The sequence below is a fragment of the Pseudomonas sp. TE3552 genome, assembly GCF_056278945.1.
Genome location: NZ_JBWBQJ010000001.1, coordinates 685,152 through 700,537, shown reverse-complemented (window position 1 = coordinate 700,537; position 15,386 = coordinate 685,152). Strand labels below are relative to the sequence as shown.

Here is a 15,386-nt window from a genome sequence, read left to right as displayed (position 1 = left end):
GAACTTGAGGGCCTCATCGCGGGCTTGCCCGCGATAGCGGCTAATCAGGTGCCGAAAGTCTCGCGGACCAACGCATCCACCTCCGCCGCCCCCGGCGAAGTCGCCGGCCCCCAACGAGTGACCGCCAACGCCGCTGCCGCATTCGCCCGCCGTGCCGCTTCAGCCGCCGACAAGCCCTGCGCCAACCCAGCAACAAACACCCCGGCATGGGCATCCCCCGCACCGTTGCTGTCGACGGCCGTGACCTTGAATCCCGGTACCTGCTGACGGTCGCCATGCTGGCTGATCCAGCAACCCTGCGGCCCATCGCGAACCACCATCAGGGCGTCCGTCGGCAACTGATCCGCCAAAATATTCAACGCCTCGGCAATGTCCGACGCCCCGGTAAACCGCAGCGCCTCGACACGGTTGCTGGTCCACAGATCGATGCACGGCAGCAAGGCCTTCATCAGCGGTGCGTCCGGCGAATCCACCAACGGTCCCGGATCGAACACCACCTTGATCCCGACCGGCAACTCCAGCACCCAATCCACCAGCGCCTGAGCCTTGCCGCCATGCAGCAGGCTGTAGCCACTGACGTAGACAAAGTCGCCCGCCTCGGCCGGCACACTCGCCAGGTCTTCGGCGGTCAATTCGCTTTCGGCACCGATGCAGGAAATGAACGTGCGCTCGGCCGAGGCTTCGGTCAGCGCGACACACAGCCCGGTGTCGCGCTCGGTGCTCTGATCGATGCCGATCCGAATGCCTTCAGCCGTCATCGCCTCTCGGGCCAGGTCGCCGAAACGGCCCTTGCCATGGCCACCGAGGTAGACCACCGGCAAGCCGTTTCGCTGGGCCGCAGCCATTACATTGAAGCCGCCGCCGGCCTCGAAACGAGCGGATTGCGCCAGCACGTCACCGCCCGATTGAGGCAATTTATCCACGGCCATGACCAGGTCGATCATGACCTGGCCGGTGTGCAACAGCTTAGGCATGAGCCGGCTCGATCAACGCAGTGCGGCGATCCTTCGCACCGCCGAGTACCCAGTAAATGCCACCGGCCACCACGAACGTGACGATCCAGCCCAGGCCGTTGTGGCCCAGCCAGGAGTCGGACAAAAAGCCCCGGAACCAGACATCTTGTTCAGTGGTGCCAATGGTGGTGAAACTGAAACCCAACACAATTGCCAGCGCCCATGCACCGAAGGCGCGCCACTCGACACCGCCGCGATACCAATACGCGCTGCTCGGGCTGACATCCAACAGGTCTTTGGGGCTGTAGTAATGACGATGAATCAGGTCGACCACGAAGATCCCGACCCACGCCGTGATCGGCACGGCCAGCAAGGAAATGAAGGTGATAAACGGGCCGTAGAAGCTCTCGGCGATCAGCATGAAGTAAATCGACCCGGCGAAGATCGCAATGATATCGACCACCACCGCATACACGCGCTTGACCTTCAGGCCGAGGGTCAAGGTGGTCAAACCGGCGGAGTACACCGACAGGTTGTTCGACAACAGCAGTCCGCCGAACGCGGTGACCAAGTACGGCACGGCCATCCAGGTCGGCAGCATGTCGCGGATCGCGACGATCGGGTCAGTGGCTGAGGCCAGATCATTGTTGCCCACTGACAGCAGGCCGCCGAGGGTGATCAGCAGCACCAGCGGAATCCCCGCACCGAACGCCGCCGATGCCACCAGACGCACGGCTTTGACACTGCGGTGCTGGTAGCGCGACATGTCGGCACCGGCGTTGGCCCAACCGATCCCGGTGCCGGCGGCCATGGTGCCGATGCCGATGATCATCGCACTCAGCGGCGCTGGCGTGGTGTTGAACACGGCGCTCCAGTCGATGGTCGCGCAGAGGAAACCGCCGACCAGGATGTTCAACCCACCGAACACATAGGTCGCCCATCTCTGGATTACCAGCAACGTGGCGTGACCGAGGCCGGACACTGACAACGTCAGCAGCACAAAAATCGCGATAAAGACCAGGGTCAGCAGCGGCGCGCTTTTGGCTTCCACCGGCGAGCCGAACAGAATCGAACACAGCGACAGCAAGACGAATGCGGCGGTAGTGGTGTTGACGGTTTCCCAACCCAGACGCGACATCAGCGAGACCAGCGTCGGGCCGATATTGCCGCGCACACCGAAGATCGCTCGCGACAGCGTCAGGCTCGGTGCACGGCCACGACGACCGGCAATGGAGATGATCCCGACCACCGCGAAAGAACCGGCGGCACCGAGGATGGCGACGATGATCGCCTGCCAGATTGCGAGGCCGCGGAAGGCCACCAGCGTGGCACCCAACGGCAAACCGAGGATGGAAATGTTGGCCGCGAACCACACCCAGAACAGTTGCAGCGGATGACCGTTGCACTCGCCTTCCGGCACCGGTTCGATACCACGGGTTTCCAATTGTCCGGCACTTTGTCCGGTGTTCGATGAACTCATGAAAACTGCTCCTGTTGCCATTGTTGTGGTTGTGGGCAATTCGGAAGTCGACATGACTTTCCGGCGGTCCTTGCCATATCTGTGCGCTCCATTGCGGGTGAAACATTCATGTATGCGGCGCGTCCATCGCGGGCTTGCCCGCGATGACGCCCGTACAGTCAACGCAAAGCCAGCAGCCCTTGCACCAACGGTTCCAACTGCAAATCATTTACCGCTTTAACCTGCTCGATCATCGCCACCGGCCAACACTCAAGCCCCAGGCAAGCCCCAAGCATTGCACCGAGAATCGCCGCGATGGTGTCGGTATCACCGCCCAAACCGGCAGCCATGCACAGTGCTTCGAAGGCCGTCATTTCCCCGATGGCCACTTGCTGAGCCAGCGCAAACGACACCACCACTGATTCCTGTGAGGCGACCGAAGTACCGATCACCTCGTACAGCAAGTCCCCCAGCAACGCCTTGTCGCTGTCGATGCTGATGCTCCGCGCCCAACTGATGCGTGAGGCGATACGCCCGCCGGCAACCCAATGGCCATGAGCTTCAGCTTGCTGCGCGATCTGCTGGCCGAGGTTCAACGCCTCGCCCAGGTCCATGCCGTTGATCCCGGCAGAAACCACCGACGCCACCGCCGCCGCACTGGCAATTCCCAGCGAGGTGTTATGAGTCACCTGACAGGCCTGCACCACGGCGCGGATGAAACGCCCGGGATCGGCAACATCGGCCGCAATCCCCACCGGCGTGATGCGCATCGCCGCCCCATTGGTGGTGCCATGGCGCCCCGCCTCTTCCAGCGAATAGCCGGCGAGGATCATCTCGATAGCGTGTTTGGTCGACGGCCCGAGCAAATCCTGCGAGCCCTTGGCCCGCATCCTGGCTTCCCATTCGATCAGCCCTCGGGCCAGCTCCGCCGGTTCGATCCGCCCCTTGCCTGCAATCAACAACTGGCCGAGCAGAATCGCCTGCTCGGTATCGTCAGTGATCGAACCTTTGGGCATGTTTGCGGCGATCGGTTGATCCGGCCCAGCGTCTTGCAGATCGGTGATTTCGCCGAAGCGCGCCTTGATTTCGGCGCGGCTCAGGGATTGGGTCGGCATGCCCAGCGCGTCCCCCAGGGCCAGTCCGTAGAACGCGCCGAGGGCACGGTCGAGTTCGGTCACTTTGCAGCTCCAATTTGCAGATGCAGACGAAAGTGCACCGGGTCGAGCAGGCTTTCGACTTGTTCCATGAAACGGTTCTGACGGTCGTAGGTGGTGCGCAGGGCCTTGAGGAATACTGTGCCCTCCGGACGCCCGAGCAGCTTGGCGTCTTCGGCGTTCAAGGGTTCTGCGCCGATCCACTGATCGCCATGCTCGCCGATGTAGCCGTAGGCGGCCAGGGTGATGGTCAGGGAATCATCGATCAGCCCCACTCGCGGGAGACTTTCCAGGCCGCCAGTGGCAGGCATCAATGAGCGCTCAAGAGACACCAGCGTGCCATCGGTGCCGCGGCGGCGACGGTCGAGGGTGATGAATTGATCGGTGCCGAAACGCGCCAACAGGTCCGGACGGGTGACCGCCTCCAGCCGCAGCACTTCGGTATTGATCAGCGCTCCATTGTCGGCCAGCGCCTGGGCCCAGCCGTTGCGCTGATCGAGCACCACACCATCGAACGTGACGATGGACCCCACTGCGCCTTGCGTAGCGATGTCTTGGCGCCGCTTCAATTCGGCCAGGGCTTCACGCAGCGTGCCAAGGCTGACTTTGAATGCTTGAGCCAACTGATGCTCGCCCGACAATAGAATGCCGTCCTCCATGAGGCTTCTTTCGATGTGCCGGGTGAGCTCGTCGACCACCTGTTGTTTCTTGTCAATTCGTACCGGTCTGATCATGTACACCTCGGGTGTACCGTCATAGCTGAAACGGGTTGGGGCGAGCAAGGAATATTTTGTGAAAGTGGGTGAAGGATCCTTCAAATGATCGTTCCCATGCTCCGCGTGGGAATGCCTCAATGGACGCTCTGCGTCCGCTGTTGGGACGCGGAGCGTCCCGGGCTGCATTCCCACGCAGAGCGTGGGAACGATCGGTGACAACCCGCTCCCACAAGTGGAAGTCAGCGCTGTTTCAGTCGGTCAATCACCACCGCCAGCAGCAGGATCGAACCACGAATCACGTACTGGTAGAAGGTATCGATGTTCTTCAGGTTCATCGCATTCTCGATGATCGCCAGAATCAACACCCCGGCGATCACATGCCGAATCATCCCGATCCCGCCACTCAGCGACACCCCGCCGAGTACGCAAGCCGAGATCACCGTCAATTCAAAACCCTGGCCGATCATCGGCTGACCGGACGTCATGCGCGACGCCAGAATCACGCCGGCCAGCGCACCAATCACACCGTGTACGGCGAAGATGAGGATCTTGGTCCGGTCGACGTTGACCCCGGCCAACAGCGCCGCTTCCTGGTTGCCGCCGATGGCCATGGTGTTGCGCCCGTAGGTGGTGTAATTGAGCAGCCAACCGAAGAACAGGAAGCAGACGATGGTGATCAGAATCGGCACCGGCACGCCGAACAACTGACCGTTGCCGAACACGAAGAACTGTTCCTGCGAAACGCCCACCGCTTTGCCATTGGCAAAAATGTACGCCAGGCCCCGAACGATCTGCATGGTCGCCAGCGTGGTGATCAACGCATTGACCCGCAGCTTGGCAATCACGATCCCGTTGATCAGCCCGACGATCAGCCCCATCACCAGCGCCGCACTCACGCCGAGGAATACGCTGTTGGTGTCGCGCATCACCACCGCCGCGACCACGCCGGCACAGGCAATCACCGAGCCCACCGACAAGTCGAAGTGCCCGGACGCCAGGCAATACAACATGGTGCAGGCGGCAATCCCGGTGGTGGAAATCGCCAGGCCCAGGCCGCGCATATTCAGCGGCGAAAGGAAGTTGTCGATCAACAAGGTGCAGAGCACGAAGATCCCGACGGCCGCCAGCAGCATCACCCAGTCATCGAAAAAGCGCCGCAAGTCCAAAGGTTTGCGCGGGGTTGGCAGAGCGTTGTTTTGGATGGTCATAGTCACCTCTCAGTTCGCCACGCCGGCAGCGCGTTGGCGTGGCAAAGCCAGTTGCAGCAGGTTGGATTCATTGGCTTGTTCGCGGGTCAGTTCGCCGCGCATCGCGCCTTCGCAGAGCACCAGGATGCGGTCGGAAATACCCATGACTTCCATCAGGTCGCTGGACACCACAATCACCGCGATACCACTGGCGGCCAGGTTGTGGATGATCTGATAGATCTCGGCCTTGGCGCCGATGTCGATGCCACGGGTGGGCTCGTCGAGCAGCAGGACTTTCATCGGCATCGACAGCCAGCGACCGAGAATCGCCTTCTGCTGATTACCGCCAGACAGGAACATGATTTTCTGCGCCGCGTTGGGCGTCTTCACTTTCAGCGCCTTGATCTGCTTGTCGGCGTTGCCCTTTTCCCACAAGCCACTTAACAGGCAACCGAAGGTGGAATGGGCACCGCGGGCACTGATGTTGATGTTCTCGGCGACGCTGGCCAGCGGCAGGATGCCCTCCTTCTTGCGGTCCTCGGGGCACAGCAGAATCCCCGCAGCGATGGCATCGCGAGGCGAACGCAGTTTCAGTTCACGACCGCGCAACTCCAGGCGCCCGGCGGTGTTGCGCGTCAGCCCGCTGAGCATTCGGAACAGCTCGGTGCGCCCGGCACCGACCAGCCCGAACAGACCGAGGATTTCCCCCTTGTGCGCCTCGAAACTCACCGGCTCACGCAAGCCTGGCCCGAGTAATCCGTCGACCTTGAGCGCCACCGCGCCACGCGCACGGCTGCGGTAATCGTAGATGTCCTGAATGTCGCGACCGACCATGCACGTCACTAACTGGTCATGGGTCAACGCACTCATGTCCTCGAAAGTGCGCACGTAGCGACCGTCCTTGAACACCGTCACCGCGTTACAGATGCGGAACACTTCTTCCATGCGATGGGAGACGTAAAGCACCACTTTGCCTTCGTCGCGCAGGCGACCGATGATCGCCATCAAGCGGTCGATCTCCCGCGCCGACAGGCTGCTGGTGGGTTCGTCGAACGCAATCACATGCGCACCACGGGACAACGCCTTGGCGATTTCCACCAGTTGCCGCTGACCGAGGGACAAGCGCCCGACCTTCTCTTGCGGATCGATCTCATCGGCCAGGCCTTTGAGGCAGGCCAGTGCCTGTTGCCGCAAGGCGCCACGATTGATCAGGCCGAAACTCGCCGGCAGATGCCCGAGAAACAGGTTCTCGGCCACGGTCATTTCCGGCACCAGGTGCAGCTCCTGATGGATTACCGCGACCCCGCTGCCAATACTGTCGGCAGTGGACTTGAAGACCCTCGTCTGCTCGCCGATCTGCAGGTCGCCGCTGCTCGGCGTGTAAGCACCGCCGAGGATTTTCAGCAGCGTGGATTTGCCGGCGCCGTTCTCGCCCATCAAGGCGTGAACCTGCCCCGGATGGGCGACGAAGCTGATGCCGTCCAGCGCCTTCACCCCGGGAAAGGTTTTGCCGATCCCGTTGAAGCGCAGGCTGCCGCCAATGTTCTGTTCATGTGTTTGTACGTGCGCGTGCATAAACCCACCTCATCACACCGATCAGGCAGCCCCGTTGCCAGGGCCGCCGATGAAATCAACCGAGCCTCAGTTCCACAGACCGATTTTTTCCAGTTCCTGCTTGAAGTTGTCGCGCGTGATCAGCGTCACGTCGTCCATCGCAGTGTATTTCGGTGGTTCTTTGCCGGTGGTGACCCACTCGTGCATCATGCTGGCGGTGTTGTAGCCCTCGATGTGCGGGCTCGGCAGCATCGAGCCGAAGAAGCCGCTGTTGGGCTTCTTCAACTCGCCGATAGCATCGGTGCCGTTGATGCCGATGCCGATCACGTTGGCCGCGGCAAAACCGGCGCTTTCGGTGGCGCGCACGCCGCCCAGCACGGTGTTGTCGTTCATGCCGCCAATGATCAGGTTTTTCGCCGCGCCCGGCAGTTTCACCAAGGCCGAGTTGGTGGCGTCCATGCTGCCCGGTACGTCGAGGGTTTTGAGCGCTGAAAAGAGGATGTGGTCTTTCGGCATACCGGCATCTTCCAACGCCTTGACCGAACCGTCGGTGCGCTTTTTACCGGTATCGAGTTCATTGTAGGTGTTGATCACCGCGTAAGTGTCTTTCCATTCCCAGCCGCGCTTCTTCGCCTCTGTGGCCATGGCGGCGCCCTGCTTCTGGCCGACTTCAAAGGCCGCCATGCCGAGGTACGGCACGTCCTCCATGAACTTGCCGCCGGCATCGACGAAACGGTCATCGACGGCGATCACTTTCAAACCGTTGAGCTTGGCCTTGGCCATGATCGCAGGGCCCAGGGACACGTCCGGCGGACAGATCACAAAGCCCTTGGCGCCGTTGGCTGCCAGGCTGTCGATGGCCGAAAGGGTTTTCTCGCCGTCAGGCACGGCGATCTTGATGAGGGTGAAGCCCTTGTCCTTGCCGGCTTTTTCGGCGAAAGCCCATTCGGTCTGGAACCAGGGCTCTTCCGCTTGTTTGACCAGAAAACCGATCTTCACCTCTTCGGCCGCCAGCAAGGTGCTGCTCAAGCTGACCGCAGTAACCGCCAGAGCGGCACAGCACAGGGAACGGATCCCACGACGACGTTTCATAAGCTGACTCCTTGTTATTTTTTTTGAGCGTTATTTGAAAGCCAATACAGCGGTCAAGCATGCAGCCAATAGTCATATCGTATGATGATTGGATTACAGACGTAGTTACGCGCCTGAAACCTGAGTCATTCAGTCGTGGTACATGACCGAACGACCACCATCGATGGTGATGCACGAGGCGTTGATGAATGGCGCTTCATCACTGGCCAGGAACACGGCGGTCATCGCCACTTCAATCGGTTGACCGATGCGCCGTGGCGGATGCAGGTCGAAGGCCCGCTGACGTTCGGCATGGGGGTCGGCAAAACCGTTCCAGTAATCAACGTTCAGTTGGGTTTCGATGTAGCCCGGCGCGATGGCGTTGACGCGAATGCCCTTGGGGGCATATTCGATGCCCAGGGCGCGGGTCAGCCCCAGCAAGCCATGCTTGGCCACCGGGTACGGGAAGCAGCCGGGAATGATGTGGGTGGAATGGGTGGAGGCAATGTTGATGATGCTGCCGATGCCCTGCTCGATCATCTGCGGCAGCACCGCTTTGCAGCCATACCAGGCGCCGTCCAGATCGATGGCGAAGCAGCGATGCCAGTCTTCTTCGGTCATTTGCAGCGGGTCGCGGAACACGTTGACCCCGGCGCAGTTGACCAGCACGTCGATCCGGCCGTGAAGTTCGATGGCCAATTTGGCCATGGCGTGCAGGTCGTGCTGACGTGACACGTCGGCCTTGATCGCCACGACGTCCGCACCTTGTTCACGCCAATGCGCCGCGACTTTTTCGACCTTCTCGGCCTGGATATCGCTGATGACCAGCCTGGCCTGCTGCGAGGCGAAAGTCGCGACAATCGCTTCGCCGATCCCCTGGGCCGCGCCGGTCAGCAGCACCACTTTGTTTTTCAGGCGCTCACCCTTGGGCGGCTCAGGCACCGGTGGCAAGGAAAGAGGTTCAGCCATGGATCAACACTCCTGTTCGAAGGCACGACGAAAACCGGACACCTGTCGATGTCCGGTCAAAAAGCTTTTGGGAATAGGCAGGCAGGCGTGAAAACGCCCGGGCGCCGAGGCGGCCTGAAGCACTGACTCCGTAAGGGAGTGCGGTGGAATATCGCTGCATCACTTCACCTGTTTTGTTTTTTTAAGTGTGAGTGCGTGTAACTGATGGGGCCGACTATAAACCCGACCACCCAACAATCTCAATATATAATTTCTCATCCCATATTTTGGGATTTAACCTGCAAATCTCTGACAAGGCTTTCCGGGTACATCGACTCGAACCGACAACAAAGCGCCATCCAATGGGTGATTGAGCGGGCTCGCCGCACTGGTGATGTACAAGGTTTTGAAGTCTTCGCCACCGAACACGCAACTGGTGGGGCGGCTGACAGGCAATTCGATCACCCGATCAACATGACCGTCCGGGGTCAGCCTGAGCAAGCAACTGCCGTCCCAGCGAGCGTTCCAGATATAGCCCTCGGCATCCATCGCCGAACCGTCGGGGCCACCCCGCTCGTGGGGGCCAAACCAGACGTAGGCGGTGTCGAGGTTGCCGTCGGTATGGATGAAATGTTGGTACAACGTGCCGTCGAGGCTGTCGGCGAAATACAGGGTTGTGCCGTCGTCGCTCCACAGCAAGGTGTTAGGGATGCCTAGCCCTCGCAGCAGCGGCGTGACACGAGCATCGCGGTCGATGCGGAACAGACCACCGGAGCGGCGCACGACCGGCAAGTCTTCGCCCTGCTCGCCGATGTTGTTTTGCATGGTGCCCAGCCAGAGCCGGCCCTGGGCATCGCAGCGGGCTTCGTTGGGGCGATTGCCGGGTTGCGGATCGGCCACGCAGAGCAAGGTCAGCCGAGGTTCCAGGCCGGGAGAATCCAGGTCCAGCCGATAAACCCCACTGCTCAATGTCACCAGGGCATCGCCGCTTTCGCAGGGGATGAACGCAGACACGTGCTCCGGCATCTGCCAGATTTCCACATTGGCGCCGATCAGCCTCAGCGCCTGTTTACCCGCGATGTCTACCCAATACAACGCCTGGGTCGGTGCATCCCAGAACGGGCCTTCGCCGAGTCGTGCACGGTGTCCGGTAACCGCAGTCCACGTCATGAAACCTCCTGCTTTTATCTTTTATGTGGGAGCGGGCTTGTGTGGCGAGGGGGCTTGCCCCCGTTCGGCTGCGAAGCAGTCGTAAACTCGTTACATGCGATTTAACTTTGAAATGCCGGGGCCGCTTCGCGACCCAACGGGGCGATGCGGCGTTCCGACAAGCCCCCTCGCCACACAGGCTCACTCCCACAGTTTTCGTGTGGTTAGCTGGCCTTTTTGTCGGCCATGACTTGGGGGTAAAACCGTTTGATCGCCAAGTCAGCGTTATCGATCAGGGTCATGCAGGCCCATACACCCCGCGCGGCATCCCGGGCGGCGATGGCGTCGGCCATGTCTTTGTGGATTGGCAAGGTGCGACGCAGTTCGTCCGGGTCGGCGGCAGAGACTTCGAAAGACACGGCCAGCAGCGCGCCGAGGGCCGGGACCATTTGTTCGATGAATTGATTGTGACTGGCGGCAAGAATGCACTCGTGGAAAAACTGATCGGCGCGGTTGTAATCGATGCCGCTGTCCACTGCCCGCTCCAGCGCGTTATAGGCCTGAAGCACCGCCTGGACTTGCTCGACGGTGGCACGCTCGCAGGCCCAGCGCACGGCCATCGGTTCTATGGTGCGGCGCAGGTCGAGCAAGTCGTCGACAAAGTTTTCCGGCAAGCCGCTGCGCGACAGCCAGCCGACGACTTGCGGATCGAAGAGGTTCCAGCGCCGTACCGGCAACACCCGCGTGCCGACCTTCGGCCCGACTTCAAGCATGCCTTTGGCCACCAGGGTTTTGATGGCTTCGCGAATGACTGTGCGGCTGACCCCGAGCTGCTCGCCCAGGTCGGCTTCGACTTTTATGGTTTCGCCGGGCTTCACCTGGCCAGCGGCAATCCAGCACCCCAGCCAATCAACCGTCGACGCGTGAAAACTGCTGGACATGGCTACCTCACCGCCCCGGTGAAAAAAGCGAACGGCAAAAAGCCGTTCGTGATGGATGCCCACGCTAATCATCATATGATTGAGTGTCAATTGGATTTTCAGCTGTCCCTGCAAATATGGACTTGCCGCTCCGCCCAAAGGCGTTTGAACATCGCCGTTTTGTAAACTACGGTTAGCCGCTACAGATCAGGCAGTCAGTGATCTGTTTCCCCTGAAATCCGCTATTGATAGGTATGAACATGGACATGGATGCGTCTACGAAATACCCCATTGTGTTGGTTCACGGTCTTTTCGGCTTCGATAGAATCGCCGGTTATCCCTATTTCTTCGAAATCGAGGAAGCCCTGGAGCGCGCTGGCGCCCAGGTATTTGCCGTCAATATTCCAACCGTCAACGGTAATGAAGAACGCGGTGAAAAACTGCTCGAACACGTCAACCGCATTTTGCGGGAAACAGGAGCCGCCAAGGTCAATCTGATCGGCCATAGCCAAGGCCCTCTGGCCGCACGTTATGTGGCAGCCCGGCATCCGGAAAAGGTCGCGTCGGTCACCTCGGTCAGTTGCCCCAATCATGGCTCCGAGATTGCCGACCAACTGCACAAGGCGTTGACGCCCGGAGAGTTGCCCGAAGCGTTCGTGCTGGCTCTGTTGGGCGCAGTCGGCACTTTTATTTCGTTGATCAGCGGCCACCCGGAAAACCCTGTGGACCCGCAAGCGGCTTTCGAATCGCTGACCAGCGCAGGATTGGCCGCCTTCAATCGCAAGTACCCGCAAGGGGTGCCAAAGGTTTGGGGCGGTGAAGGAAATGAAATTGAAAATGGCGTGTATTACTACTCCTGGAGCGGGATCGTGCAGAATTTTCAAAGCCTGCAACTCCTTGATCCGACCCATTTGAACTGTAAGGTGCTGTCGCAGTTATTTTATAAAGAGAAGCACGCCAACGATGGGCTGGTTGGCCGCTACAGCTCGCACCTGGGCAAAGTAATCCGCTCGGATTACCCCATGGACCATTTCGACGCAGTCAATCAGATGGCCGGGATCAACAGCTGGAACGTGAGCCCGGTCATGCTCTACCTTGAACATGCCGCGCGGCTCAGGAGTAAGGGTTTGTAAGCCCCAAAAAAAACGGCCCGTTGAAATAACGGGCCGTTTTTTTTCACAGCACAAAAGCATGCGTTACGGCTCAAGCCCGATGGGGAAGAACTCGCCACCACTCCAGACGCCAAGCCAGCGCTGCCCCTCGATCTCACGGCTCACTGCCAGCTCCACCAGTTGGTAGAACACATTGCGATGGATCAGCGCTTCAAGGTTGGTGCGCACATGCACGTATGGCGCGGGTTCCTGAGTCACCGGATCGATTACCACGCGCATAGGGTGCTCGGCGCCGGCATCGGCCGTTTCATCGACATTGGTGGTAAAGCGCAAGACCTGGGCTTCCCCCTCGCCTTCGACCTCCACGGCAATCGCCACGAACGGCGCGTCGTCGACCTTGATGCCAACCTTTTCGACAGGGGTAATCAGGAAGTAATCATCGCCGTCGCGGCGAATGATGGTGGAGAACAGCTTGACCATCGGCTTGCGCCCGATTGGCGTGCCCAGGTAATACCAGGTGCCGTCGCGGGCGATGCGCATGTCGATGTCGCCACAGAAGTCGGGGTTCCACAAGTGGACCGGCGGCAAGCCTTTGGTTTTGGGGATTTGCCCCAACAGGTCGTTGGCTTTTTGCGGGCCACTCATGGCGTTCTCCTTGGAATTACTGGTCGCTGAGCCCCAGCAGGCTACGAGCGTATTGCTCCAGCGGCGGGCCCAGCAAGTCTTCTGGCTTGTTGTCGTGGAACGTCAGTAAACCGCCACGACTCTTGATACGTGCAGTATCAATCAAATACTGGGTGCTGGTCTCGATCAACATGATCTGAATCACGCCGCTGTCGATTCCGAGGCGATCCACGTGTTCCTGGTCGAGCCATTCGTCCGAGTTGCCGATGCGGTCGTCGGCCTTGGCGAAACGGGTGTAAAGCAGATAGTGCGCACCGGCGGCACGGGCTTCGCCCATGGCAGTGTCGAGGCCTTCCGGCGCACGGGCGCGGCGTACCATCGGGAAATATTCGATAAAGCCGTTGAAGGCTTCTTCGGCCACCACGTTAGGTCGCGGATAGGCGCTACCCGGCGGCGCGAAGGCGCCTTGGGCGATGTAGATGAACGAGTCCGGCTGAATGCGGAAGTTATTCACGCGACGGCTGTCGCTGTGGTCCAGCAGCCCCGCGTCGCTCATGTGGTAGCGAGTCCCTTCTGCCATATCGCTGACATTCATGCAGCCACCAAGCGCCAAAACGGCCAGCAACAAAACCAGGCTACGCATCCTACCCCTCCAGAAGCCGGTGACGGAAAACCGGCGAATGGCCATGGGATGCAGCTTCCGCGCCAGCTCAGGTCATGTGCATTTTCAGGCTGAGAATACAGACCTGTGGCGATCAGCCGCCGATGATTTTCATGATGGTCGCACCACCGGAGAACGCCACCTCCTGCTTGTCTCCCAGAGCCTTCACCAGCAGTCGTTGCAACGCCGGCAGTCCCTGGTGACGAGGCTTGTCCAGCAAATCGCCGACATAGTGACGATTGCTCGACGACAGGCAGCCATGCAGCCAGCCAGTGGATGACAAGCGCAGACGCGAACAGGTGCGGCAGAATGGAACGCTTTCGTTGGCGATCACGCCGAAGTGGCCCTGCCCCGGAATCTGGTAACGCACCGCCGTGGCATCGACCGGCGCATCGGCCTGAAGGTATTCGTAGTGCTCGCCGATCAGGCTCAGCAGCTGCTGAAGGCTGACGAACTGCTGCAGGAAGGCGTTGGAGTCGCTGGCCAGATGGCCCATGCGCATCAACTCGATGAAGCGCAACTCGTAGCCGCGCTCCAGGCAGTAATCGAGCAGCGGCATCACCTGATCGAGGTTCTGCCCACGCAATGGCACCATATTGACCTTGATCTTCATGCCGGCCGCAGCGGCCTGGCCCATGCCGTCGAGCACCGTCGCCAAGTCACCGCCACGCGCAATGCTGCGAAACGCGTCGGCATCCAGGGTATCGAGGGAAACGTTGATGCGCCGAATGCCAGCATCCACCAGCAGTGGCAGCTTCTTCGCCAGCAACTGACCATTGGTGGTCAGGCTGATGTCCGCCAGGCCCATCTGCCCGACGGCGGTCATGAAGGCTTCGAGCTTGGGGCTGACCAACGGCTCGCCACCGGTAATGCGCAAGCGTTCGATGCCCGCCGCTTCGATCAGATAGGCCACGCCGCGTGCCATCGCCTCGGCCGACAACTCATCCTGCGCAGCCACCAACCGCTTGCCGTTGGGCACGCAGTAGGTACAGGCGTAGTTACAGGCGGAGGTCAGACTGATCCGCAAATTGCGAAAACGCCTGCCTTGACGGTCAACGATCATGGATCACTCCGGCGAAAGAAGATTCGAACGCGCAAAACTTGACTCACAAATCAAGTTTTAGCAAGCCCTATGCCTGAGTATATTCCTGCGGTACTGCGCCATGTAGCTAAATCATGGCGCAACAAGGCAACTGACGGGTTCAGTTGCTCGGGGTGTCGCTATCGCGTTTGCGCTTATTGCCCATGCGCACGCCGATGTCCATCAGGAACTGGAAGAAACCTTCCTGATCTTCCAGCACGTTGCTCCAGAACGGCGAGTGATACAACGCCACGGCACCGTGCACCAGCGCCCAGGCCGCGCAGTAATGGAAGTAAGGCGGCACGTCTTCGAGCTTGCCTTCGCTGATCCGACCCTTGATCAGCAGGGTCAGGCGTTCGAAGTTCGAGGCGCGGATCTTGTGCAGTTCCTCGACCATCTCCGGCACCTGGTTGCCCTTGACCACCTTTTCTTCCAGGCGATCGAACAACCGATAGCGCTGTGGATCGCGCATGCGGAATTCGAAGTAGGCCCGGGACAGGGCTTCCTTGTCCTTATCGACATCGGCGGAATGCAACAGCTCGTTCAAATCGCGCTCGTAATCGAGCATCAGGCGCAGATAGATCTCCGCCTTGGATTTGAAGTGCTTGTAGATCGTGCCTTTGCCGATACCTACGGCATCAGCAATCATCTCGACGGTGACACTGTCTTCACCTTGTTCGAGGAACAGCTTGAGCGCGGTATCGAGAATTTCTTGCTCGCGGCGACGAAACTCACGGACCTTACGAGGTTCTTTATGCATAAGAAAAGGTCTGTAGGGGTCAAAATTCGAAGCCGCG

At 60.0% G+C, this 15,386-nt stretch carries 15 protein-coding genes; 1 reads left to right on the top strand and 14 read right to left on the bottom strand.

The features are described 5' to 3' along the window. Window positions 1-44: 44 nt before the first annotated feature. The 10 genes from ACZ9BB_RS03065 to ACZ9BB_RS03020 form a co-directional block, all read right to left on the bottom strand. Complete coding sequence (locus ACZ9BB_RS03065) at window positions 45-974, bottom strand: PfkB family carbohydrate kinase (RefSeq protein WP_476212483.1); 930 nt, start codon at window positions 972-974, stop codon at window positions 45-47. Beyond that, window positions 967-2,433: a purine-cytosine permease family protein gene (locus ACZ9BB_RS03060; protein WP_476212482.1), complete on the bottom strand. Its 1,467-nt coding sequence runs from the start codon at window positions 2,431-2,433 to the stop codon at window positions 967-969. The genes ACZ9BB_RS03065 and ACZ9BB_RS03060 overlap by 8 nt, the downstream gene beginning before the upstream one ends. Before the next feature lie 158 nt (window positions 2,434-2,591). Next, entirely contained in the window at window positions 2,592-3,590 is a 999-nt protein-coding gene (locus tag ACZ9BB_RS03055) for an ADP-ribosylglycohydrolase family protein (RefSeq protein ID WP_476212481.1), read from the bottom strand. Beyond that, a complete protein-coding gene (locus tag ACZ9BB_RS03050; protein WP_476212480.1) occupies window positions 3,587-4,300 on the bottom strand; it encodes a GntR family transcriptional regulator in 714 nt (237 codons plus the stop codon). Before ACZ9BB_RS03050 ends, ACZ9BB_RS03055 begins: the two co-directional genes overlap by 4 nt. A 221-nt stretch (window positions 4,301-4,521) precedes the next feature. Next, entirely contained in the window at window positions 4,522-5,490 is a 969-nt protein-coding gene (gene araH, locus ACZ9BB_RS03045; RefSeq protein WP_476212479.1) for an L-arabinose ABC transporter permease AraH, read from the bottom strand. A gap of 9 nt (window positions 5,491-5,499) precedes the next feature. Then, the gene (gene araG, locus ACZ9BB_RS03040) at window positions 5,500-7,044 is read right to left on the bottom strand and encodes an L-arabinose ABC transporter ATP-binding protein AraG (RefSeq protein ID WP_476212478.1); all 1,545 of its coding nucleotides are present in this window, start codon (window positions 7,042-7,044) and stop codon (window positions 5,500-5,502) included. A 66-nt stretch (window positions 7,045-7,110) separates the two neighbouring features. Next, complete coding sequence (locus ACZ9BB_RS03035; protein WP_476212477.1) at window positions 7,111-8,115, bottom strand: substrate-binding domain-containing protein; 1,005 nt, start codon at window positions 8,113-8,115, stop codon at window positions 7,111-7,113. Between the two features lie 129 nt (window positions 8,116-8,244). Then, window positions 8,245-9,063, bottom strand: coding sequence for an SDR family oxidoreductase (locus tag ACZ9BB_RS03030; protein ID WP_476212476.1), 819 nt, complete (start codon window positions 9,061-9,063; stop codon window positions 8,245-8,247). A gap of 273 nt (window positions 9,064-9,336) precedes the next feature. After that, window positions 9,337-10,212 (bottom strand): SMP-30/gluconolactonase/LRE family protein, encoded by an 876-nt coding sequence (locus tag ACZ9BB_RS03025; protein WP_476212475.1) that lies wholly within the window; start codon window positions 10,210-10,212, stop codon window positions 9,337-9,339. A gap of 203 nt (window positions 10,213-10,415) precedes the next feature. Further along, window positions 10,416-11,132 carry a FadR/GntR family transcriptional regulator gene (locus tag ACZ9BB_RS03020; RefSeq protein ID WP_050683259.1) on the bottom strand — a complete coding sequence of 239 codons (717 nt, stop codon included), beginning with the start codon at window positions 11,130-11,132 and terminating at the stop codon, window positions 10,416-10,418. 239 nt (window positions 11,133-11,371) lie between these two features. Between ACZ9BB_RS03020 and ACZ9BB_RS03015 the strand changes: the two genes are divergently transcribed. Beyond that, on the top strand, window positions 11,372-12,244 hold the full coding sequence (locus ACZ9BB_RS03015) for an esterase/lipase family protein (protein WP_476212474.1): 873 nt from the start codon (window positions 11,372-11,374) through the stop codon (window positions 12,242-12,244). 63 nt (window positions 12,245-12,307) lie between these two features. On the opposite strand, the gene ACZ9BB_RS03010 is transcribed toward ACZ9BB_RS03015, so the two are convergent. From ACZ9BB_RS03010 to ACZ9BB_RS02995, 4 genes are all read right to left on the bottom strand, one after another. Continuing rightward, a complete protein-coding gene (locus tag ACZ9BB_RS03010) occupies window positions 12,308-12,868 on the bottom strand; it encodes a DUF1285 domain-containing protein (RefSeq protein ID WP_476212473.1) in 561 nt (186 codons plus the stop codon). A gap of 16 nt (window positions 12,869-12,884) precedes the next feature. Then, window positions 12,885-13,490 (bottom strand): DUF4823 domain-containing protein, encoded by a 606-nt coding sequence (locus ACZ9BB_RS03005; RefSeq protein WP_476212472.1) that lies wholly within the window; start codon window positions 13,488-13,490, stop codon window positions 12,885-12,887. Between the two features lie 112 nt (window positions 13,491-13,602). Next, entirely contained in the window at window positions 13,603-14,571 is a 969-nt protein-coding gene (locus ACZ9BB_RS03000) for a GTP 3',8-cyclase MoaA (protein ID WP_476212471.1), read from the bottom strand. Window positions 14,572-14,710: 139 nt separating this feature from the next. Further along, complete coding sequence (locus ACZ9BB_RS02995; protein ID WP_095634910.1) at window positions 14,711-15,349, bottom strand: TetR/AcrR family transcriptional regulator; 639 nt, start codon at window positions 15,347-15,349, stop codon at window positions 14,711-14,713. Window positions 15,350-15,386 lie beyond the last annotated feature (37 nt).